The 21,831-nt window shown below is 40.6% G+C and carries 19 protein-coding genes; 16 read left to right on the top strand and 3 right to left on the bottom strand.

All coding sequences use genetic code 11. The features are described from left to right. Positions 1–162: 162 nt before the first annotated feature. The 14 genes from rsmH (at position 163) to lpxC (ending at position 16,697) form a co-directional block, all read left to right on the top strand. Positions 163–1,113, top strand: a complete 951-nt coding sequence (gene rsmH, locus AC2INI_RS11650) for a 16S rRNA (cytosine(1402)-N(4))-methyltransferase RsmH (RefSeq protein WP_486304890.1) — start codon at positions 163–165, stop codon at positions 1,111–1,113. Further along, the gene (ftsL, locus tag AC2INI_RS11645; protein WP_486304889.1) at positions 1,110–1,436 is read left to right on the top strand and encodes a cell division protein FtsL; all 327 of its coding nucleotides are present in this window, start codon (positions 1,110–1,112) and stop codon (positions 1,434–1,436) included. The genes rsmH and ftsL overlap by 4 nt, the downstream gene beginning before the upstream one ends. Continuing rightward, the gene (locus AC2INI_RS11640) at positions 1,433–3,172 is read left to right on the top strand and encodes a penicillin-binding transpeptidase domain-containing protein (RefSeq protein ID WP_122033674.1); all 1,740 of its coding nucleotides are present in this window, start codon (positions 1,433–1,435) and stop codon (positions 3,170–3,172) included. Before ftsL ends, AC2INI_RS11640 begins: the two co-directional genes overlap by 4 nt. A 7-nt stretch (positions 3,173–3,179) precedes the next feature. Then, entirely contained in the window at positions 3,180–4,661 is a 1,482-nt protein-coding gene (gene murE / locus AC2INI_RS11635) for a UDP-N-acetylmuramoyl-L-alanyl-D-glutamate--2,6-diaminopimelate ligase (RefSeq protein ID WP_486304888.1), read from the top strand. Further along, complete coding sequence (locus tag AC2INI_RS11630; protein WP_486304887.1) at positions 4,658–6,016, top strand: UDP-N-acetylmuramoyl-tripeptide--D-alanyl-D-alanine ligase; 1,359 nt, start codon at positions 4,658–4,660, stop codon at positions 6,014–6,016. The genes murE and AC2INI_RS11630 overlap by 4 nt, the downstream gene beginning before the upstream one ends. Continuing rightward, positions 6,016–7,098: a phospho-N-acetylmuramoyl-pentapeptide-transferase gene (gene mraY / locus AC2INI_RS11625; protein WP_122033671.1), complete on the top strand. Its 1,083-nt coding sequence runs from the start codon at positions 6,016–6,018 to the stop codon at positions 7,096–7,098. Before AC2INI_RS11630 ends, mraY begins: the two co-directional genes overlap by 1 nt. A gap of 1 nt (position 7,099) precedes the next feature. Next, entirely contained in the window at positions 7,100–8,425 is a 1,326-nt protein-coding gene (gene murD / locus AC2INI_RS11620; protein WP_486304886.1) for a UDP-N-acetylmuramoyl-L-alanine--D-glutamate ligase, read from the top strand. Positions 8,426–8,427: 2 nt separating this feature from the next. Continuing rightward, entirely contained in the window at positions 8,428–9,630 is a 1,203-nt protein-coding gene (gene ftsW, locus AC2INI_RS11615; protein WP_122033669.1) for a cell division protein FtsW, read from the top strand. Beyond that, the gene (gene murG / locus AC2INI_RS11610; RefSeq protein ID WP_486304885.1) at positions 9,614–10,678 is read left to right on the top strand and encodes an undecaprenyldiphospho-muramoylpentapeptide beta-N-acetylglucosaminyltransferase; all 1,065 of its coding nucleotides are present in this window, start codon (positions 9,614–9,616) and stop codon (positions 10,676–10,678) included. Before ftsW ends, murG begins: the two co-directional genes overlap by 17 nt. 17 nt (positions 10,679–10,695) lie before the next feature. Then, a complete protein-coding gene (gene murC / locus AC2INI_RS11605; RefSeq protein WP_486304884.1) occupies positions 10,696–12,159 on the top strand; it encodes a UDP-N-acetylmuramate--L-alanine ligase in 1,464 nt (487 codons plus the stop codon). Between the two features lie 226 nt (positions 12,160–12,385). Next, positions 12,386–13,126 carry a cell division protein FtsQ/DivIB gene (locus tag AC2INI_RS11600; RefSeq protein ID WP_486304883.1) on the top strand — a complete coding sequence of 247 codons (741 nt, stop codon included), beginning with the start codon at positions 12,386–12,388 and terminating at the stop codon, positions 13,124–13,126. A gap of 14 nt (positions 13,127–13,140) precedes the next feature. Beyond that, positions 13,141–14,403 (top strand): cell division protein FtsA, encoded by a 1,263-nt coding sequence (gene ftsA, locus AC2INI_RS11595; protein ID WP_122033665.1) that lies wholly within the window; start codon positions 13,141–13,143, stop codon positions 14,401–14,403. Positions 14,404–14,435: 32 nt separating this feature from the next. Then, positions 14,436–15,674: a cell division protein FtsZ gene (ftsZ, locus tag AC2INI_RS11590; protein ID WP_486304882.1), complete on the top strand. Its 1,239-nt coding sequence runs from the start codon at positions 14,436–14,438 to the stop codon at positions 15,672–15,674. Positions 15,675–15,779: 105 nt separating this feature from the next. After that, positions 15,780–16,697, top strand: coding sequence for a UDP-3-O-acyl-N-acetylglucosamine deacetylase (gene lpxC, locus AC2INI_RS11585; RefSeq protein ID WP_122033663.1), 918 nt, complete (start codon positions 15,780–15,782; stop codon positions 16,695–16,697). A 75-nt stretch (positions 16,698–16,772) separates the two neighbouring features. Here the strand turns inward: lpxC and AC2INI_RS11580 are convergent, their stop codons facing one another. After that, the gene (locus AC2INI_RS11580; RefSeq protein WP_122033662.1) at positions 16,773–17,240 is read right to left on the bottom strand and encodes a DUF721 domain-containing protein; all 468 of its coding nucleotides are present in this window, start codon (positions 17,238–17,240) and stop codon (positions 16,773–16,775) included. A gap of 335 nt (positions 17,241–17,575) precedes the next feature. Between AC2INI_RS11580 and secA the strand changes: the two genes are divergently transcribed. Both secA and mutT read left to right on the top strand, forming a co-directional pair. Continuing rightward, positions 17,576–20,299 (top strand): preprotein translocase subunit SecA, encoded by a 2,724-nt coding sequence (secA, locus tag AC2INI_RS11575; RefSeq protein WP_122033661.1) that lies wholly within the window; start codon positions 17,576–17,578, stop codon positions 20,297–20,299. Positions 20,300–20,383: 84 nt separating this feature from the next. Further along, positions 20,384–20,782 carry an 8-oxo-dGTP diphosphatase MutT gene (gene mutT, locus AC2INI_RS11570; RefSeq protein ID WP_122033660.1) on the top strand — a complete coding sequence of 133 codons (399 nt, stop codon included), beginning with the start codon at positions 20,384–20,386 and terminating at the stop codon, positions 20,780–20,782. Positions 20,783–20,866: 84 nt separating this feature from the next. On the opposite strand, the gene yacG is transcribed toward mutT, so the two are convergent. Continuing rightward, positions 20,867–21,076, bottom strand: coding sequence for a DNA gyrase inhibitor YacG (gene yacG / locus AC2INI_RS11565; protein ID WP_486304881.1), 210 nt, complete (start codon positions 21,074–21,076; stop codon positions 20,867–20,869). Between the two features lie 7 nt (positions 21,077–21,083). Then, positions 21,084–21,830: a cell division protein ZapD gene (zapD, locus tag AC2INI_RS11560; protein WP_122033658.1), complete on the bottom strand. Its 747-nt coding sequence runs from the start codon at positions 21,828–21,830 to the stop codon at positions 21,084–21,086. Position 21,831: the final 1 nt, after the last annotated feature.

Raw genomic sequence — 21,831 nt, 5'->3', positions numbered from 1 at the left:
CACCATAGTACTATTTCGGTAGTGTTATGGTGGGCTTTGTGCTTTCTGCAACATTGGTTTAGAATTATCACTAATTTGACACACATCCCTGTATTTTTAGTTTACACTTTAAAACTAAAATTCAGTCGCTTATTCTCATAATTACGGTAGTAAATACTCACTATGTCTGAACAATTTCAACACGTATCTGTACTTCTTAATGAATCTATTGATGGCTTAGCTATTAAACCTGATGGTATCTACATTGATGGTACTTTTGGTCGTGGTGGTCACAGCCGTCAAATTTTATCGCGATTAGGTGATAATGGACGTTTGTACAGTATTGACCGTGATCCACAAGCGATTGCTGAAGCGAAAACCATTACCGACCCACGCTTTACTATTATCCATGGTCCTTTTTCAGGATTAAAAGGGTACGTTGAAGAGCTTGGTCTGGTTGGACAAATTGATGGTGTCTTATTGGATTTAGGTGTGTCATCACCACAATTAGATGATGCCGATCGTGGTTTCAGCTTTATGAAAGACGGTCCTTTGGATATGCGAATGGACCCAACCTCTGGAATGCCTGTTTCTCAATGGCTACAAGATGCTGATGTTGAAGACATTACTTGGGTTATCCGTGAGTTTGGTGAAGATAAACACGCATGGCGCATTGCAAAAGGCATTGTTGCTTATCGTGAAAATGAAGAAAATGAGCCATTAACGCGTACCGGTCAATTAGCTAAGCTAATTTCTGATGTGGCTCCAAAGAATTTTAAAGAGAAAAAACACCCTGCAACTCGAGCTTTCCAAGCTTTCCGTATTTACATTAATAGTGAATTGGATGAGATTGATACTGCATTGAATGGCGCACTAGATGTATTTGCTGAAGGTGGCCGTTTATCGGTGATCAGCTTCCATTCGTTAGAAGACCGTATGGTTAAGCACTTCATTCGTAAAGAAAGCCGAGGCCCACAAGTTCCTCATGGTCTACCGCTAACTGAAGCTCAAATTAGTGCGTTAGGCAGTGCTAAAATGAAAGCGGTTGGTAAAGCAATTAAACCGACTGATAACGAAGTTGATGTGAATGTTCGTTCACGCAGTTCTGTTTTGCGTATTGCTGAGCGCTTATGAGTCAAGATACCTCTCCAACATCTAATTTAACAAAAATGATTGGCCTAGACCTTTTTAATGTAGGCCGACTTCATACGATTTTGTTATTTTGTGTTTTTTTCAGCGCCATCGGGGTGGTGTTAGCAACTCATAGCACTCGTCAAATGGCGGTTAAGCGAGAAAATTTGTTGCTTGAAAAGGACATACTAGATGGTGAGTGGCGTAATTTGATTCTAGAAGAAAGTGCATTAGCTGAGCACAGTCGAGTTCAGTCTCGTTCCGTTCAAGAGTTGGATATGGAACGACCAGCACCAGATAAAGAAGTCATAATTAAACTACGATGAAACTACCAAATAGAAAAAAAAATAATAAACGCATAACCAAAGCGCCGCCGACTCTAATTCAGTGGCGCTTTGGCGTTATTGTTTTCTTCGTTTTTCTCGCATTAGCGATTTTGATAGCACGAGCGGCTTATATTCAAGTTATTGAACCTGATAATTTGATTAAACAAGGCGATATGCGTTCAATCCGAGTCAAATCCCTTCCTTCTGCTCGTGGCATTATCTCTGATCGTAATGATGAACAGCTTGCGGTTAGTGTTCCTGTGGATGCCGTTTGGGCCGATCCCGTTGCCATTTATAAGGCAGGCGGTCTAGTTGAAGTTGAGCGCTGGTATGCGCTTGCTGATGTATTAGGTCTAAAACGCAAAGAGTTACTCTCTAAAATTGAGAAGAATAAAAAGCGTCGCTTTATTTACCTTCAACGTCAAATTTCACCGGCAGTTGCGGGATATATTCGAAAACTAAAATTAGCCGGCATTGGGTTGAAAGCGGAATCTCGTCGCTATTATCCAACGGGAGAGATCAGTGCGCACGTTATTGGTGTGACCGGTATTGATAGCCATGGTCTTGAAGGTGTTGAGCGTAGCTATGATGGTTGGTTAACGGGAGAGCCTGGTAGAAGAACCGTTCGTAAAGACCGTTATGGGCGTGTTGTTGAAAATATTTCATTAAAAGAGAAGCAAGAAGGTAAGCCGCTAGTACTGAGTGTTGATCAACGCTTACAGGCTATTGCTTATCGTGCAATCAAACAAGCGGTTGCTGATTATCGAGCGATGTCAGGTTCAGTTGTGATGATTGATATTAAGACGGGCGAAGTGCTTGCGATGGTGAATGCGCCGTCATATAACCCAAATGATAGAAGCCAGTTACAAAGCTTTAGAATGCGAAATCGCGTGATTACCGATACGTTAGAACCTGGCTCAACAGTAAAACCATTTGTCGTATTAGCAGCGTTAGATGGTGGTTCTGCAAACTTAAACACTATTGTAGATACCGGTAATGGCATTATGAGAATTGGTGGTAGTCGTGTGCGTGACAGCTCTAAAGTCGGCAAGGCTGATTTAACGACCATCTTAAAGAAATCAAGTAATATCGGTGTGGCTCATTTAGCGTTAGGGATGCCATTACAAGAACTGCTAGCAGAGTACGCGGCAGTTGGTCTTGCTGACCCATCAGGTTTAAATTTGATTGGTGAAGCAACAGGTATCTTCCCTGATCGTCGTCGTTGGTCTGATTTTGAGATCGCAACACTTGCTTTTGGTTATGGTTTATCGGTAACGCCAATTCAACTGGCTCATGCTTATGCCACCTTAGGTGCTTATGGCGAATATCGTCCATTGTCTATTTTGAAAACGACAGGTCCAACTCCGGGTAAACAAGTCGTCAATCGTCAACACGCTAAAGCCGTATTGGAAATGATGGAAACCGTAACTCAACCTGGAGGCACTGCGACCAAAGCCGCAGTCCCTGGATATAGAGTCGCCGCAAAAACTGGTACTTCTCGTAAAGCGGTTCGTGGTGGTTACAGTGATGAATACATGACGGTGACGGCCGGTGTCGCACCAGTAAGTAACCCTCGAATTGCTTTAGTTACTATCGTTAACCAACCACAAGGCGATGAATATTACGCCGGACAAGTTGCGGCACCTATTTTTGGTCAGGTAATGAAAGATGCGCTGCAAATATTGAACGTAGCGCCGGACGAAAGTACCGTAAAACATATTGATGTATTGAATTAGGATATTGATGATGCAGTTATCTGAATTACTGTTGCCTTGGTGCGAGTTAACTCAAGCTGTGGCAATTTCATCCATGACATTGGACAGTCGTAAAGTTTCAGCGGGTTGTTTATTTGTGGCAATTAAAGGTCATGCCGTTGATGGCCGACAGTTCATTTCTTCAGCAATCGCTAATGGAGCTGTTGCCGTAATTGCCGATGCTGATGCCGACAATGTCGCAGGAAAAGTGATAACTATAGATCAAACTATTGTGGTTTATATTGATTCGTTATCAGAAAAGCTAAGTGCTATTGCAGGACGTTTTTATCAAGCAGATAAACGAAAGATGCAATTGGTTGGTATTACGGGAACTAACGGTAAAACAACCATTTCACAGATCATTGCACAGTGGGCTAGCTTATTAGATACGGCAGCGGGAGTAATGGGCACAACGGGAAATGGTTTATTAACGGATTTAAAACCGGCGCTAAATACCACGGGAAGCCCAATTGAAATTCAACAAACATTAAGTGAACTTGAAAGTGTAGGTGCTGAATTAACCGCATTGGAGATCTCTTCTCATGGTTTAGTTCAGGGTCGTGTTAACGCGTTGTCTTTTGATGCTGCTGTATTTACCAATCTAAGTCGTGATCATCTTGATTATCATGGCTCTATGGAGAATTACGCTGAAGCGAAAAAACTATTATTTACCGCTCATCAACCTAAGTACTCAATTATCAATGCAGATGATGCGATTGGTCTCTCTTGGTTAAAAGAGTTACCTCATGTTGTTGGTGTATCACTTAATGAAGAACAGCTCGTTGGTCATTCTGGTCAAAAAGTATTTGCTACCTCTGTTGCGTATTCTACCGATGGTATTCAATTAACATTGGTATCTGATTGGGGAAATACAGAGCTTTCTGTACCATTAATTGGCGCATTTAATGCCAGTAATATATTGGTTGCTTTTGCGACGCTTTTATCTCTTGGTTACGATATTAAAAAACTAGCCGAAGCCGCACCAAAGTTAACAGCAGTTATTGGTCGAATGGAGCTTTTTAGTTCAGAAAACAGAGCGAAAGTTGTTGTTGATTATGCTCATACCCCTGATGCTCTAGAGAAAGCACTACAAGCATTACGAGTACATTGTGATGGTAAGTTATGGTGTATTTTCGGTTGTGGTGGAGACAGAGATACGGGTAAACGCCCGATGATGGCCGCTATTGCTGAGCAGCAAGCAGATGTTGTTATTTTAAGTGATGATAATCCTCGCTCTGAAGATCCTACGCTTATTACCAATGATATGTTAGCTGGCTTGAAGCAACCTGAAGCCGCTCATGTTATTCATCATCGATTTGATGCGTGCCAGTTTGCACTTTCTCAAGCGAATGAAAAGGATATTATTTTACTCGCAGGCAAAGGCCATGAAGATTATCAAGTGCTTGCTAATGAGACTATCCATTACTCAGATCGTGAAACCGCCCAGAAATTATTAGGATTATCATCATGATGTTAATGTCATTAAATGAGATTGCTCAAGCGTGTCATGGGCGCTTAATTGGCTCTGACACCACAATTTTAAGTGTGTCTACTGACAGCCGAAATATGGCAGAAAAAGGGTTGTTTGTTGCACTTATTGGTGAGCGTTTTGATGCTCACTCTTTTATTTCTGTTGCTCAAGAACAAGGTGCCGTTGCGCTATTAGTTTCGCGTGAGGTTGACTCTCTATTACCTCAAATCCTCGTTGATGATACCGAAAAAGCGCTAGGCTTATTAGGTCAATACGTTCATCAGCAATGCAATACATTTACGCTGGCGCTAACAGGAAGTTGTGGAAAAACAACCGTAAAAGAGATGTTAGCCTCTATCTTGAAATTCTCAGGAGAAGTACTGGCGACGGCGGGTAATTTTAATAATGAAATTGGTGTTCCATTAACCTTATTACGCTCTCAACCAAGTAATGATTTTGCCGTTATTGAATTAGGGGCTAATCATCAAAATGAAATCGCCTATACCACACAGCTTGTTCAACCTAATGTGGCCTTGGTTAATAATATCGCGGCGGCGCATCTAGAAGGCTTTGGTTCGATAGAGGGAGTTGCTAAGGCAAAAGGTGAGATCTTTGAAGGTCTAAAAGAGAACGGTACCGCTATTTATAATCTAGATAGTAACGGCTTACCTGATTGGAACGCTTTATTTGCAGGTAAAACGGTATTTAGTTTTTCTCAAGACAATCACCAAGCAGACTTTTATGCCAGTAGTATAGAGGTGAATGCACTGGGTGAACCGTCATTCAAATTGAATACTCCAATTGGCAGTATCAGTGTTTCTTTAGCGATTATTGGAAAACATAATGTTGCCAATGCCGTTGCAGCAGCAGCATTAGCAATTCAAGCAAAATGTACATTGGATGATATTCAGCAAGGTTTACAAGCGTTAGGTAATGTTAAAGGTAGAGTCGCTGTGGAGATCTTACCGTCAGGGCTTAAGGTGATTGATGATACATACAATGCCAGTGTTCCTGCTATGAAAGCGGCAGTGGATTTATTAGGCGGATTTAGCGGCAATCGTTGGCTTGTTTTAGGAAATATGGCAGAGCTTGGAGAAGAAAGCCTTGCACTTCATCGTGAAGTTGGTGAATATGCTGCCCCATATCAATTTGAGCAAGTACTTACTTTTGGCGACGACACAAAGGTAATTAGTGAGTTATGTGAGGGGCATCATTTTGAGTCTCGTGATGCATTAAATAGCTATGTACTGCAACAATTACAATTAATTAAACATAATGAGGTTACCGTGTTAGTAAAAGGTGCCAATAGTTCACGTATGAGCGAAGTGGTTTCTGCTCTTAAGGAGTGTCAGTAATGATCATCTGGTTATCAAACTTTCTAGAGCAATATTTTCCGTTTTTTCGTTTATTTGAATACCTTAGCTTCCGAGCTATTTTAAGTATTATCACGGCATTATCTATTTCATTATGGATGGGACCTAAACTAATTAGATGGTTACAGAGCCTGCAAATTGGTCAAGTGGTTCGTGATGATGGTCCTGAATCTCACTTTAGTAAACGTGGTACCCCAACGATGGGCGGTATCATGATTTTAACCGCCATTTCGGTAACCGTTCTCTTATGGGCAGACCTTACAAACCCTTATGTATGGGCGGTTATGTTTGTGTTATTAGGCTATGGCGCTGTCGGTTTTGTTGATGATTATCGCAAAGTGGTACGTAAAAATACCGATGGGCTTATCGCTCGTTGGAAATATTTTTGGCAATCTGCAATCGCGCTTGTTGTTGCTTTTGCACTGTACGCTTACGGTAAAGATACTGCGGCAACTCAGCTTGTTGTTCCTTTCTTTAAGGACATCATGCCTCAGCTTGGTCTGACTTATATCCTATTAACCTACTTTGTTATTGTCGGAACAAGTAATGCGGTTAACTTAACCGATGGTCTTGATGGCTTAGCGATTATGCCAACGGTATTCGTTGCTGCAGGTTTTGCCTTTATTGCATGGGCAACAGGTAATGTACAGTTTGCGAATTACTTACACATTCCACACATTCCACAAGCAAGTGAACTGGTGGTTGTTTGTGCCGCAATCGTTGGTGCTGGCTTTGGTTTCCTATGGTTTAACACTTACCCAGCACAAGTATTTATGGGCGATGTAGGTTCATTAGCACTAGGTGGTGCATTAGGTACGATTGCTGTTCTTGTTCGTCAAGAGTTCTTATTAGTGATCATGGGCGGTGTATTCGTTGTTGAAACCTTATCGGTAATTCTTCAAGTAGGTTCATATAAACTACGTGGTCAGCGTATTTTCCGTATGGCTCCAATACATCACCATTACGAACTGAAAGGATGGCCAGAGCCACGTGTTATTGTACGTTTTTGGATTATCTCTATGTTATTGGTTCTTATTGCATTAGCGACATTGAAGGTACGTTAATATGACTGGTTTTGGTGGTGTTAAAAATGTTGTTGTTGTTGGCTTAGGTATGACAGGCTTATCTGTTGTTAAGCATCTACTACGACAACCTGAAGCGTTAACAATAAAGGTTATTGATACTCGTGATACACCGCCAGGCCAAGATCAATTGCCTGAACAGGTTGAGTTACACGCCGGTGGTTGGCAGCAAGAGTGGCTTTTAGAAGCTGATCTTATTGTAACCAACCCTGGTATCGCACTTGCCTCATCACAATTACAACCTGCGATAGAGCAAGGCACGCCTATTGTTGGTGATATTGAGTTGTTCGCTTGGGCGGTTACGGCACCAGTGATTGCCATTACGGGCTCAAATGGTAAAAGTACCGTCACAGATTTAACCGGTGAAATGGCTAATGCTGCCGGTGTTAAAACGGCTGTGGGTGGTAACATTGGCTTTGCTGCTCTGGATCTTTTAGAGCAAGACGCCGATCTTTATGTGCTTGAGTTATCAAGTTTTCAACTCGAAACGACTTCATCATTAAAACTAAAAGCGGCAGCATTCTTAAATCTATCTGAAGATCATATGGATAGATATCAAGGAATGGCCGATTATCGTCAAGCTAAGTTACGTATTTTTGATCACGCAGAAGTGTGTATTGTGAATCGTGATGACAGAGCTACCTATCCAGACGCACAAGATAAAACCGTTAAGAGTTTTGGCTTTGATCAAGGTGATTATGGTTGTATCGAAGTAAATCAAACTCATTACTTAGCAAAAGGCGCAACAACAATTCTTGCAACCAATGAATTGGGTTTAGTGGGTAAACACAATATAGCCAATAGCTTAGTTGCGATTGCTTTATTGGATGCGGTTGGAATTAATCTTGATTTAACCCTAGAAACATTAAGAACTTACAATGGATTGACACATAGATGCCAAGTTGTCGCTGATAATCAAGATATTCGCTGGGTCAATGACTCTAAAGCAACGAATGTGGCAAGCACATTGGCTGCATTATCTGGTTTGAAAATTGATGGCAAATTACATCTGTTGGTCGGTGGTGTTGGTAAGGGGGCTGATTTCTCAGAGCTAGCACCAGCATTAAAAGCATTAAATGTAATGATGTATTGCTTTGGGGAAGATGGAAACCAATTCATTTCGTTAGATCCTCGATCTTGTTTATGTAAAACAATGGATGAAGCCATTGAAACGCTATTTCCTACGTTAGGCGCTGGTGACATGGTGATGTTATCTCCAGCATGTGCGAGTTTTGATCAGTACGCAAATTTTATGGCTAGAGGTGACGCGTTCACTCAACTAGCAAAACAATATTCAACTGAGAGTTAATTTTGATAATTGATCGTATTAAACAATGGACATCTCCTGTTCAAGAGTGGTGTTTAACCCCGTCACCTAAAGTGATGTTTGATCGTCAGTTGATTTGGATTGCTCTTGCTTTGATGTTGACCGGCCTTGTTATGGTAGGTTCTGCATCGTTCCCTATTAGTACTCGCTTAACAGGTCAGCCATTTCATTTTATGATGCGACATATGCTGTTTGTATGTTTGGCGTTGGGTGCATCATCAATAGTATTGCGTATTAAATTAGATGACTGGTTGAAGTACAGTAGTCACCTATTATTGATTTCTTTTTTGTTATTGGCTGCTGTTTTAGTGGTGGGTAAATCTGTTAATGGTGCAGCGCGTTGGTTGCCGTTAGGGATCTTTAACTTACAACCAGCAGAGGTTGCTAAACTCTCTTTATTTGTCTTTATTTCTGGTTATCTTGTTCGTCGCCATGGTGAGGTGAGAGACAGTTTTAAAGGATTTGTAAAACCGTTAGTCGTTCTTATTGGTCTTGCTTTTTTCTTACTGCTACAGCCCGATCTAGGGACAACAATCGTAATGTTTGTTACCACTATCGGCATGCTATTTATTGCAGGTGCTAAGTTGTGGCAATTTATAGCGTTAGTGATGAGTGGTATCTCATTAGTTATCGTATTGATTGTGGCTGAACCTTATCGTATGCGTCGTGTCACCTCTTTCTTAGACCCATGGCAAGATCCGTTTGGCAGTGGTTATCAGCTAACTCAATCGCTAATGGCATTTGGTCGAGGTAGTTGGTTTGGTGAGGGATTAGGTAACTCAATTCAAAAATTAGAGTATCTTCCAGAAGCTCACACCGACTTTGTGTTTGCGGTAGTGGCTGAAGAGTTAGGATTCGTTGGTGTTACTCTTGTCCTTGTTTTGATTTTTTCCTTAGTATTAAAAGCACTGCTTATTGGACGTAAGTGTCTACAACATGATCAGCGTTTTGGTGGTTTTTTAGCTTTTGGTATCGGCATTTGGTTTGCGTTTCAAACGTTAGTTAATGTTGGTGCGGCAGCGGGTATTGTGCCAACGAAAGGATTAACGTTACCTCTTATCAGTTATGGCGGTTCCAGTTTAATTATTATGTCAGTAGCAGTATCTCTGCTTATTCGTATTGATCATGAATGTCGCGTCTTTTTAGAAAACGAGCCTCCACGGAGCGAAAATGAAGAACAAAAATAAACGTTTATTAGTGATGGCTGGTGGTACTGGCGGTCATGTATTTCCTGGGTTAGCAGTAGCAAAACAGCTACAAAGTGAAGGATGGGAAATTCGCTGGTTAGGTACAGAAGATAGAATGGAAGCGGATTTAGTACCCAAACATGGTATTGAAATCGACTTTATCAAAGTAAAAGGCTTACGTGGACAAGGCTTTAAAAAGTTGCTTGCTGCGCCGTTTCAAATATTGGGCGCGATCTCTCAAGCTAAAAAGCATATCAAAGCATGGCAGCCAGATGTTGTACTTGGTATGGGTGGCTACGTAAGTGGCCCAGGTGGTATTGCTGCTTGGTTATCTGGTATCCCTGTTGTATTACATGAACAAAATGCCGTTGCTGGCTTAACCAACCAGTGGTTATCTAAAATTGCTAAACGTGTATTTCAAGCGTTTCCGGGTGCTTTTCCAAATGCAGACGTCGTTGGTAATCCAGTAAGGGAAGATGTATGTCAACTGCCTCATCCAAGCGAACGATTTGCTGAACGTAGTGGCCCTATTCGTGTATTAATCATGGGAGGCAGTCAAGGTGCTCGTATTCTTAATACGACATTGCCAGAAGCATTGCCAAAACTGAATCACTCTGTTGAAATTTGGCATCAAGCAGGTAAAGGCAATCAAGAAACGGTTCATCAAGCATATTGTGATAATGGAATGACAGACGCGAACGTAACAGAGTTTATTGATGATGTTGCTGCGGCTTATGCATGGGCTGATTTATTGGTGTGCCGTTCAGGTGCGTTAACGGTATCTGAAGTTTCAGCTGCTGGTGTTGGCTCTGTATTTATTCCCTTTATGCACAAAGATCGTCAACAAGCATTAAATGCGGATCACCTTGTACAGTGTGGCGCAGCGCAAATGATTGAACAACAAGATTTAACAGTTCAGGGTTTGGTTGATACACTGAATGGTTTAGAGCGAAAAGAATTATTAGAAATGGCATGTAATGCTCGTAAGGCAGCCATTATTGATGCTGACGTACGTGTTGCCAGTGCGATTAAAGACCTCGCAAAATAGAAGAATTGAGATTTAGAATGATGAAAGATCAGAAACTGCAATTAGCTGAAATTAGAACCATGATCCCTGAAATGCGCCGTGTAGAATGCATTCACTTTGTTGGTATTGGTGGCGCAGGCATGAGTGGTATTGCCGAAGTACTTTTAAACGAAGGCTATAACATCAGTGGTTCAGATATGGCTGAAAATACAGTCACTGTTCGTTTAGCTCAAAAAGGCGCAACGATCTTTTTTGGTCACCAAGCAAGCAATGTAGAAAAAGCCAGTGTTGTTGTGGTATCTACCGCGATTGATCCAATGAATCCTGAAATTGTAGCTGCGAAAGAAAATCGTATTCCAGTGATCCGCCGTGCAGAAATGTTGGCCGAGCTGATGCGTTACCGTCATGGTATTGCGGTTGCCGGAACTCACGGGAAAACAACGACTACAGCATTAACGACTCAAATCTACTCAGAAGCAGGTTTGGATCCAACGTTTGTTAATGGTGGTTTGGTTAAAAATGCAGGTACAAATGCACGTTTAGGTTCTAGTCGTTTTCTTATTGCAGAAGCCGATGAAAGTGATGCTTCATTTTTGCACCTTCAACCAATGGTTAGTATTGTTACTAATATCGAAGCTGACCACATGGATACCTATGGCGGTGACTTTGAAGTATTAAAACAAACGTTTATTGATTTCCTTCATAATCTGCCGTTTTATGGTCAAGCGGTAATGTGCATTGATGATGATGTGGTAAGAGAGCTATTACCTCGAGTCAGTCGTCAGGTTATTACGTATGGTTTTTCAGAAGATGCGGATGTTCGTTTAGTTAACTATCGTCAAGTTGCTCAACAAAGTTTCTTCACAGTACAAAGAAAAGATCGTACTGATTTAGATATTGTTCTTAATATTCCAGGAAAGCATAACGCCTTGAATGCAACTGCTGCGATTGCAGTGGCAACAGAAGAGGAAGTAGAAGATGAAGCAATTCTATCCGCACTGTTGAATTTTGAAGGCGCAGGTCGTCGTTTTGACCAATTAGGTGAATTTGAAACGGGTAATGGTTCTGCAATGTTGGTGGATGATTATGGTCATCATCCAACAGAAGTTGATGTAACGATAAAAGCTGCCCGTGCAGGTTGGGCTGATAAGCGTTTAGTTATGATCTTCCAACCGCATCGTTATAGCCGAACTCGTGATTTATATGATGATTTTGCGAATGTATTGGATAATGTAGACGTTCTTATCATGCTTGATGTGTACTCTGCAGGTGAAACCCCAATTGTAGGTGCCGATGGTCGAGCATTATGCCGAACTATTCGTGGCCGTGGAAAAATTGATCCTATTTTTGTGCCAAATATAGAAGCGTTACCACCAGTATTAGCTAATATCATTCAAGAAGGTGATTTAGTCCTGACACAGGGTGCTGGTGATGTTGGTAAACTAGCAAAACAGTTAGCTTCATTAGAGTTAAATATTGAAACAATGAAAACATTAGGGTAATAATTGTTTAATTAGTTAGAACTTCTAATAAAAACACGAATAATGAGATAGAATCCTCATTGTATTAATAATATCCTATCAGAAACTGGGATAGAGGGTTTTTGCACCCTATAGTTATTAGATGAATTTATTTTAATGCCATCAAAACGCAGTCATTTTATGTAATATAAAAGTGATGACGAGATTTTGGCTCTGTTGTGAAAATAATATGATTAAGACGGTCAAAATGAATACTTCATTTGATAAAGAAAAAATAAGAAAACACCTGCCAGGTGCGCTTTTTCTTTCTTTGGTTGTGATGATTTCATTATGGCTGATTGCCTCAACGATAAGTTGGATGACAGATGAAGATAGATTGCCTTTATCTCATATGATTATCCAAGGGCAGTTGAAGCATATTACGGCAGATGATATTCGTGAAGCGATAGACTCAATGGACTCTATTGGTACCTTCATGACGCAGGATGTTAATAAGTTGCAAGATGCCTTATTGTCTTTGCCGTGGATCGCTCAGGTTTCTGTTCGTAAGCAATGGCCAGAAACGATAAAAGTGTTTGTGGTGGAAAACCAGCCAGAAGCAACATGGAATAACAAAGTCATTGTTAATCCTGAAGGTGTAGTTTTTAATGCACCAATGAGTGATTTGTTAGAACCTAAACCTGCGTTATTTGGTCCAGAAGCAAATAGTAAAGAGGTGCTCGATTTTTGGCATCAGTTACAGGCTCAATTTACAGTAATAAATACAACAGTGCATAGTGTTGCATTAACTGAACGTTTATCGTGGCAGGTTGTATTGGATAATGGTATTAGACTAGAGCTTGGTCGTGATGCTAGAGAAGAAAGAGTACAACGTTTTATTGCTTTATATAAGCAATTAGATGATAAAAAGAATTCGATAGATTATATAGATCTTCGTTATGATACTGGCGCTGCAGTTGGGTGGAAGCCTGATAATGTAGAAGATTAAAGAAGAGAATTGACATGAGTAAAACGCCAGAAGGCAGTATTATTGTTGGTTTAGACATCGGTACAAACAAGGTCTCAGCACTAGTAGGCGAAGTTTTACCTGATGGCCAAGTGAGCGTTATTGGCTCTGGTTCATGTCCCTCTCGCGGAATGGATAAAGGTGGCGTTAACGATCTTGAATCGGTAGTTAAATCGGTTCAAAGAGCGATTGACCAAGCTGAATTGATGGCAGAGTGCACCATTACCTCTGTGTTTATTTCTTTATCGGGTAAACACATTGCTAGTCAAATAGAGAAAGGTATGGGATCTATTTCTGAAGAAGAAGTAACCCAAGATGATATGGATAGTGTAATTCATACCGCTAAATCAGTTAAGATTGGTGATGAACAACGCACACTACATGTTATCCCTCAGGAATTCTCTATTGATGTTCAAAAAGGTATTCGTAATCCTATTGGGTTATCGGGTATGAGAATGGAAGTGAGTGTTCATCTTATTACCTGCCATAATGATATGGCGCGTAATATCGTTAAAGCGGTAGAGCGTTGTGGCTTAAAAGTTGAACACATCATCTTTTCTGGTTTAGCATCAAGTAATGCAGTTATTACAGAAGATGAGCGAGATCTTGGTGTTTGTGTCGTTGATATCGGCGCCGGAACAATGGATATTGCGATTTGGACCGATGGTTCATTGCGCCATGCAGAGGTCCTTCCTTATGCTGGAAATGCAGTAACAAGTGACATTGCTTACGCTTTTGGTACGCCATTCAACGATGCTGAAAAATTAAAAGTAAAATACGGTAGTGCCATTAGTGAACACATTAATCGTGATGAAACGGTTAACGTACCGAGTGTTGGCGGTCGACCTTCTAGAAGTTTACAGCGAAGAATGCTAGCAGAAGTGATTGAACCAAGGTATTCTGAGCTACTCGGGCTTGTAAACCAGCGTGTTCTTGCTATTCAAGATAAATTACGCGCTGAAGGTACAAAGCACCATCTTGCCGCAGGTATTGTATTAACTGGTGGCGGATCACAAATTAATGGTTTGGTAGATTGTGCTGAGCGCGTGTTCCAGACCCAAGTTAGAATAGGCCAACCTTTAGAGGTAACAGGCCTAACAGATTACGTAAAAGAGCCTTATCAAGCAACAGCGGTAGGGCTTTTGCATTACGGTAAAGAAAGTCAATTACATGACGATGAAGATTATGTGCCGAATAAGCAGCAATCTTTTACAACTGTAATGAAGAAATTTAAAAATTGGATACTAAAAGAGTTTTAACCTGAGCGAACAGGAAGAAACGGAGAGAACAGATGTTTGAGCCGATGATGGAAATGTCCGACGAAGCAGTAATTAAAGTAGTCGGTGTAGGTGGTGGTGGCGGTAATGCTATCGAGCACATGGTACGTGAGTCAATTGAAGGTGTTGAATTCATTAGTGTAAATACTGATGCGCAAGCTCTTCGTAAGACTAGTGTAAATACAGTTATTCAAATTGGTGGAGACATCACAAAAGGCTTAGGTGCAGGTGCAAACCCGCAAGTTGGTCGTGATGCTGCGCTAGAAGATCGTGAAGCAATTAAAGAAGTATTAGCTGGTGCCGATATGGTATTTATCGCAGCTGGTATGGGTGGTGGTACTGGTACAGGTGCTGCGCCAATTATTGCTGAAGTTGCAAAAGAATTAAATATTCTAACGGTTGCTGTTGTAACAAAACCGTTTAGTTTTGAAGGACGTAAACGTCTTGCTTTTGCTGAGCAAGGTATTGAAGAGTTATCTAAACACGTTGACTCATTAATTACGATTCCAAACGAGAAACTGTTAAAAGTACTTGGCCGCGGGATTACATTATTAGAAGCATTTGCAAAAGCAAATGATGTTCTTCGTAATGCGGTTCAAGGTATTGCTGAGCTGATTACACGCCCAGGTATGATCAACGTCGATTTCGCCGATGTTCGTACAGTTATGTCTGAAATGGGACATGCAATGATGGGTAGTGGTATTGCAGTCGGTGAAGACCGAGCTGAACAAGCTGCAGAAGAAGCGATTTCAAGTCCATTACTTGAAGATATCGATCTTGCTGGTGCTCGTGGTGTTCTTGTTAACATTACTGCTGGCCTTGATATGCGCCTTGATGAGTTTGAAACTGTTGGTAACACAGTAAAAGCTTTTGCATCTGATAATGCAACAGTGGTTATTGGTACTTCTCTTGACCCTGATATGACGGATGAAATTCGAGTAACGGTTGTTGCTACGGGTATTGGTTCTGAAAAGAAACCAGAAATCACGTTAGTAACAAATAAAACAACGACAGCTCCGGCTCAGTCAGCACCTGCAGCACAACCGGTAGTTCAAGCGAAAGCTCCAGTTGTTGAGCCAACGGTTGAGAAAGCGGCACAAAATGTGCAGGTAACTAAATCAGCAGCACCGCAAACTACACCATCAACGTCGCCAGCGGCAGGTGTTCAGAATGCTGGTGCAGCGCAAGCTAAGCCAGATCAGAAAGAAGATTATTTAGATATCCCTGCGTTTTTACGACGTCAAGCTGACTAATTAATCATCAAACGATTTGGTTTTATAGAAAATTGTGTGCTAGAATATCAGACCAGTTCTTAGAATTGGTTTGAAATCAAGCATATTTATAGTTGAGATGAGCATATGATCAGACAACGTACACTGAAAAGTATCGTACAAATGACAGGCGTGGGTTTGCACTCAGGCCGTAAGGTCACGCTTACTCTTCGTCCAGCAGCAGCTAACACAGGTGTTATTTATCGTCGTACCGACCTTAACCCACCTGTTGATTTCCCTGCGGACCCAGAGTCAGTACGCGATACAATGCTATGTACAGCGTTAGTTAATGATGAAGGCGTAAGAATCTCAACGGTTGAACACTTAAATGCTGCATTGGCAGGCATGGGCATTGATAACGTAGTTATCGAAGTTGATGCTCCTGAAATTCCAATTATGGATGGCAGTGCAAGTCCTTTTGTATATCTTTTACAGTCAGCGGGTATTGAAGAACTTAATACAGCGAAGAAATTCATTCGTATTAAGAAACCTGTTCGCATTGAAGATGGTGATAAGTGGGCAGAAATTCGTCCTTATAACGGTTTCCGCTTAGATTTTACTATTGACTTCAATCACCCAGCAATTGACTCAGATGACCAAAAGTTAGTGTTTGATTTTTCAAGCCAATCGTTCATCAAAGATATCTCACGAGCTCGTACTTTCGGGTTTATGCGTGATATCGAGTACTTACAATCGCAAAACCTATGTTTAGGTGGTAGCTTTGATTGTGCAATCGTACTAGATGATTACCGTATTCTAAATGAAGACGGATTACGTTTTGATAATGAATTTGTAACGCATAAAGTTCTAGATGCTGTGGGTGACCTATATATGTGTGGTCATAGTATCTTGGGTCAAATAAGCGCTTATAAATCAGGTCACGCTCTGAATAATCAGTTACTTCGTGCTGTTCTTGCCGATCAAGAAGCATGGGAGTGGACAACCATTGAAGATGAACAAGAATCACCAGTTGCATTTATGCAGCCAGGAATGGTACTTGCTTAATCCATCATAAAATTAAAAAGCCAAGCATTGTGCTTGGCTTTTTTTTTGTCTGTAATATTTCTTATTTCTTATTTCTTATTTCTTATTTGCTAATGCAGCTAAGCTCTCTAATCTCTTTTTAAGTTTTGGTGATGCAGTCTCTGCGACCATTTCCAAAGCACTTGCTGCTGCTGCCGATAATTCTCGCTTTGCTTGTTTTTCAGTTTTGTACACCGCCGGCTTTTCACCAACAAAAGATCGAGCAAGATCCGGATTGATTTTAATTTCTAGATTCGATAATCCAGGTAATCCATGGCGGCGAAAAGCAGATAATATGGCTAATCTTTCATAGTTTATTCGTGTTGCCCAAACGCTACCCGAGACTTCGATCACTAAAGATCCTTGGCGGTAATTTGCCACGCGGCAATGATCTTCACAACCCGCGGGTAACGCATCTTTTAGTACATGCGATAATTTAGATAGAATAATCGCCTTTTCTTGAATATCTTTAAAGCGAGTATTATTAAAAAAATCATTCGCAGGCTGGGGTCTGTGGTCTCGCATCGTTAGTAATTCTCATATATAGAGTGCTATTTAATAGGCTAACACCAAAGAAAAAGTCATAAATGCCAATTAGATCTGAATTTTTCAGAATTGAAATCAAACTCTACGGATTTAGCTTAGGATTGCTTTACATTATCGCTTATACTTTCCTAATTATTACTTATGATGACTAGCAACACAACTATCATGATAGGCCTTGAAAAATCAAAGTCGAATCCCCATAAGATAAGTATATAAAGAAGTTTTTTTCTTAGAGTAATTTCTCTAGGTGATTGATTCACATTTCAGATAAACCGATCAGAAATGATCATAGAGATAAGAGAAGCAACGGAATCATGTTTTCTAAAATTCTAACAAAAGTTATCGGTAGCCGTAATGATCGTACATTACGTAAGCTACGTAAAATCGTAGATCAAATTAATAAACTCGAACCACAATTCGAATCATTACAAGACGAAGAATTAAAAGCGAAAACAATCGAGTTCCGTGCACGTTTAGAGCAAGGTGAAGATTTAGATAGTTTACTGCCAGAAGCGTTTGCGACGGTACGTGAAGCATCTAAGCGTCTGTATGGTATGCGCCACTTTGACGTTCAAATGATTGGCGGCATGGTTCTGAACGATAGCCAAATTGCAGAAATGCGCACTGGTGAAGGTAAAACATTAACAGCAACGCTGCCATGTTATTTAAATGCATTAACAGGTAAAGGCGTTCACGTCGTAACGGTGAATGACTACCTTGCAAAGCGTGATGCTGAAACTAACCGAGAGTTATTTGAATTCTTAGGCATGACTGTTGGTATCAACGTGCCAAACATGCCACCTCAAGAGAAAAAACAAGCGTATTTATGCGATATTTTATATGGCACAAATAACGAATTTGGTTTTGACTATCTACGTGACAACATGGCTTTCCGTGCTGAAGATCGTGTTCAACGTGAACGCTATTTCGCAGTAATCGATGAAGTGGATTCAATCTTAATCGATGAAGCTCGTACCCCTCTTATCATTTCTGGTCCTGCGGAAGATAGCTCTGCGCTTTATACGCGAATTAATACACTGATCCCTCAACTTGTGAAACAAGATGAAGAAGACAGTGAAGAGTATCGCGGTGAAGGTCACTACACATTAGATGAAAAAGGAAAACAAACGCACCTGACTGAAAACGGTCAAGAGTTTGTTGAACAGCTATTAAAAGATGAAGGCTTAATGGAAGCGGATGATACCTTGTATTCTCCAGCTAACATCAGCTTACTTCATCACATCAATGCAGCATTACGTGCACATGTATTGTTTGAAAAAGACGTGGACTACATTGTAAAAGACGATGAAGTTATCATTGTTGATGAGCATACTGGTCGTACAATGCCAGGTCGTCGTTGGTCTGAAGGTCTACACCAAGCTGTTGAAGCAAAAGAAGGTGTTAAAATTCAGAACGAAAACCAAACATTAGCATCAATCACTTTCCAAAACTTCTTCCGTCTATATGACAAACTGTCAGGTATGACGGGTACTGCTGATACGGAAGCTTTTGAATTCCAATCTATTTATGGTCTTGATACGGTAGTAATTCCAACTAACCGTCCAATGACTCGTAATGATATGGGTGATTTAGTCTACATGACAGAAGCAGAAAAATTTGCAGCTATCATTGAAGACATTAAAGGCTGTTCTGAACGTGGTCAGCCAGTATTGGTTGGTACCGTTTCGATTGAAAAATCAGAACTGCTTTCAAATGCATTGAAAAAAGCAAAAATTAAGCACAACGTACTTAATGCTAAATTCCATGAAAAAGAAGCAGACATCGTTGCGAATGCAGGTACAACAAGTGCGGTAACTATTGCTACTAACATGGCAGGCCGTGGTACGGATATCGTTCTTGGTGGTAGCTGGCAGGCAGAGCTTGCTAAAATAAACGAACCTACTGATGCACAAATCCAAGAAGCGAAAGCTAAATGGAAAGAAGCTCACGATGCAGTACTTGCCGCTGGTGGTCTTCATATTATTGGTACAGAGCGTCATGAGTCTCGTCGTATCGATAACCAATTACGTGGTCGTGCTGGTCGTCAAGGTGATGCGGGTTCTTCACGCTTTTACCTATCAATGGAAGATGCTCTAATGCGTATCTTTGCTTCGGATCGTGTATCTAACATGATGAAGAAGTTAGGCATGGAAGAAGGTGAAGCAATTGAACATCCTTGGGTAACAAAAGCGATTGAAAATGCACAACGTAAAGTTGAAGGTCGTAACTTCGATATTCGTAAGCAATTGCTTGAATACGATGATGTTGCCAATGATCAACGTAAAGTCGTTTATGAGCTACGTGATGAGCTGATGAATGTTGATGATATTAGCGAGATGATTGCTTATAACCGTCAAGATGTCCTTGAAGGGCTATTTGGTCAATATATTCCTGCACAGTCATTAGAAGAAATGTGGGATGTTGAAGGATTAACAACACGTCTACGTGCTGATTTTGATTTGGATATTCCAATTCAAGAGTGGTTAGATAGCGATGATAAACTTCATGAAGATAATCTACGTGAAAAAGTGATTGAAACTGCGATTCAAGTTTATAAAGATAAAGAAGAGTCTGTTGGTGAATCAGTTCTGCGTAACTTTGAAAAAGCAGTTATGCTACAAACACTTGATGGTTTGTGGAAAGAGCACTTAGCGGCGATGGATCATCTTCGTCAAGGTATCCATTTACGTGGTTATGCTCAGAAGAACCCGAAACAAGAATACAAGCGTGAATCGTTTGAGTTGTTTGAAGGCTTACTTGATACGTTAAAATTTGATGTAATTTCAATTTTAAGTAAAGTGCGTGTACAACAACAAGAAGATGTTGAGCGCATGGAAGAGCAACGTCGTCAACAAGCGGAAGAAATGACTCGTCGTCAGAAGCTGCAGCATCAAAATGCTGAAAGCCAATTAGACGATGGTGAAACGGCAGAAGAAGCTCATACACCAATGGTTCGCGATGAGCGAAAAGTAGGGCGTAATGAAGTTTGTCCTTGTGGCTCAGGTAAAAAATACAAACAGTGTCACGGTAAAATCTAGTTGATATACACTGTTGATTCATAATCGAAAGCCGCTATTTTTAGCGGCTTTTTTATAGGTATATCATTGATATAAAGGCCATAAATGAAACGATTACATATAGTTGCTGCCATTATTTTAAATGCAGATAAGAGCCAAGTATTTATTACTAAGCGCCCAGATAAAGCACATAAGGGCGGATTCTGGGAATTTCCTGGTGGGAAAGTAGAGCAAGAGGAAAGTGCAGAGCAGGCGTTAATCAGAGAGTTATATGAAGAGATTGGCATTGAAACTACGGAGTTAACCATTTTCGAGTCGTTAAATTATGACTACCCTGATAAATCTCTCTATTTTGATTTTTTCACCGTTACTCAGTTTGCAGGTGAACCTTATGGAAAGGAAGGACAACAAGGGTTATGGGTTCCTATTTTAGAACTCGCTTCTTATGAATTCCCTGAAGCAAATGTGCCTATTTTAAATCAAGTACTTAAATGCTTTAGTTAGTCTGATGCTGTGGTCTGTGAACATAAAAAAAGCGATCATAAATGATCGCTTTTTTTGAATTTTATTGGAGCAGATAATATCGAATTAATATTGGTCTTCAGACCAGCCATCTGAATCTGACATATCAGGAGCGCCAGCAATGGATTTTTCTTCATCAGCCCACTCACCAAAATCAATCATTTGGCATTTTTTACTACAGAATGGACGAAATTGACTCTCTTCGTTCCAGATAACTGGAGCTTGGCAAGTTGGACATTTTACCGTAGTTAGTTGGATATTATTTGATTCTGACATGGATTCCTCAACAGACAGCAAGCGTAAACTCAATGTCTTTTTCACAATTCTTGTTGGTTTCGAAAGACATAAAGCGTAACGCAAAACGACTTTTATGCCCAGAGATCATTGGATAAACTCCTTGCTCAATAGGGATCTCTAGGCGCAATAAATTGGAATTCTCCATTTCACTTTGCATAAATCCATTACGGGCAATTTGAGGTTCAAAACGAGCGGTTTCTCGCGTTAGTCGTAGCCACAATGATAAGGCGTCTGATAACGAAAGTAGCTGAGACATCCAATTATGAGTATTACGGCATCGAACTTCTAAAGGGAGGTGTAACCAATGGTGCAATGCGGGTAAATCAAAGCAGCAATCGCCACCAGGAATAAAAAATCGTTGTTTTAATGCAGATAGAAAGCGATCTTCTTTTAAAGAGTGACCCGGTCGAGTGGTTTGCATTAGATTATAATGCACTTGACTAATTTGCTCTAAAACAGAAAGTAAAGCCGATTGGTCAACTCCTTCGATATCCATCCAAGCGCGATATTGTAAACGCAGCTTTTCTAGATCTTTGCCTAAATCGGCCTTCACCTGAACTTGCTCTAAAATATCGAGCATATTAAAAAGAGAACTAAAGAATACCTGATACTCAAATGGTTGAGTTAAATCAGCAGAATGCCCAAGCTTACGAAATAGGGATTCTATTCGTAAATAAATTCGAGTCCTTTCATTTAAAGGGTGTTCAAATTTTTGCATACCCAATCCATTCATA

It is taken from the genome of Aliivibrio friggae, assembly GCF_057368515.1.
The sequence above is the reverse complement of the archived record's forward strand: the minus strand, read 5'-3'. Positions and strand labels throughout refer to the sequence as shown.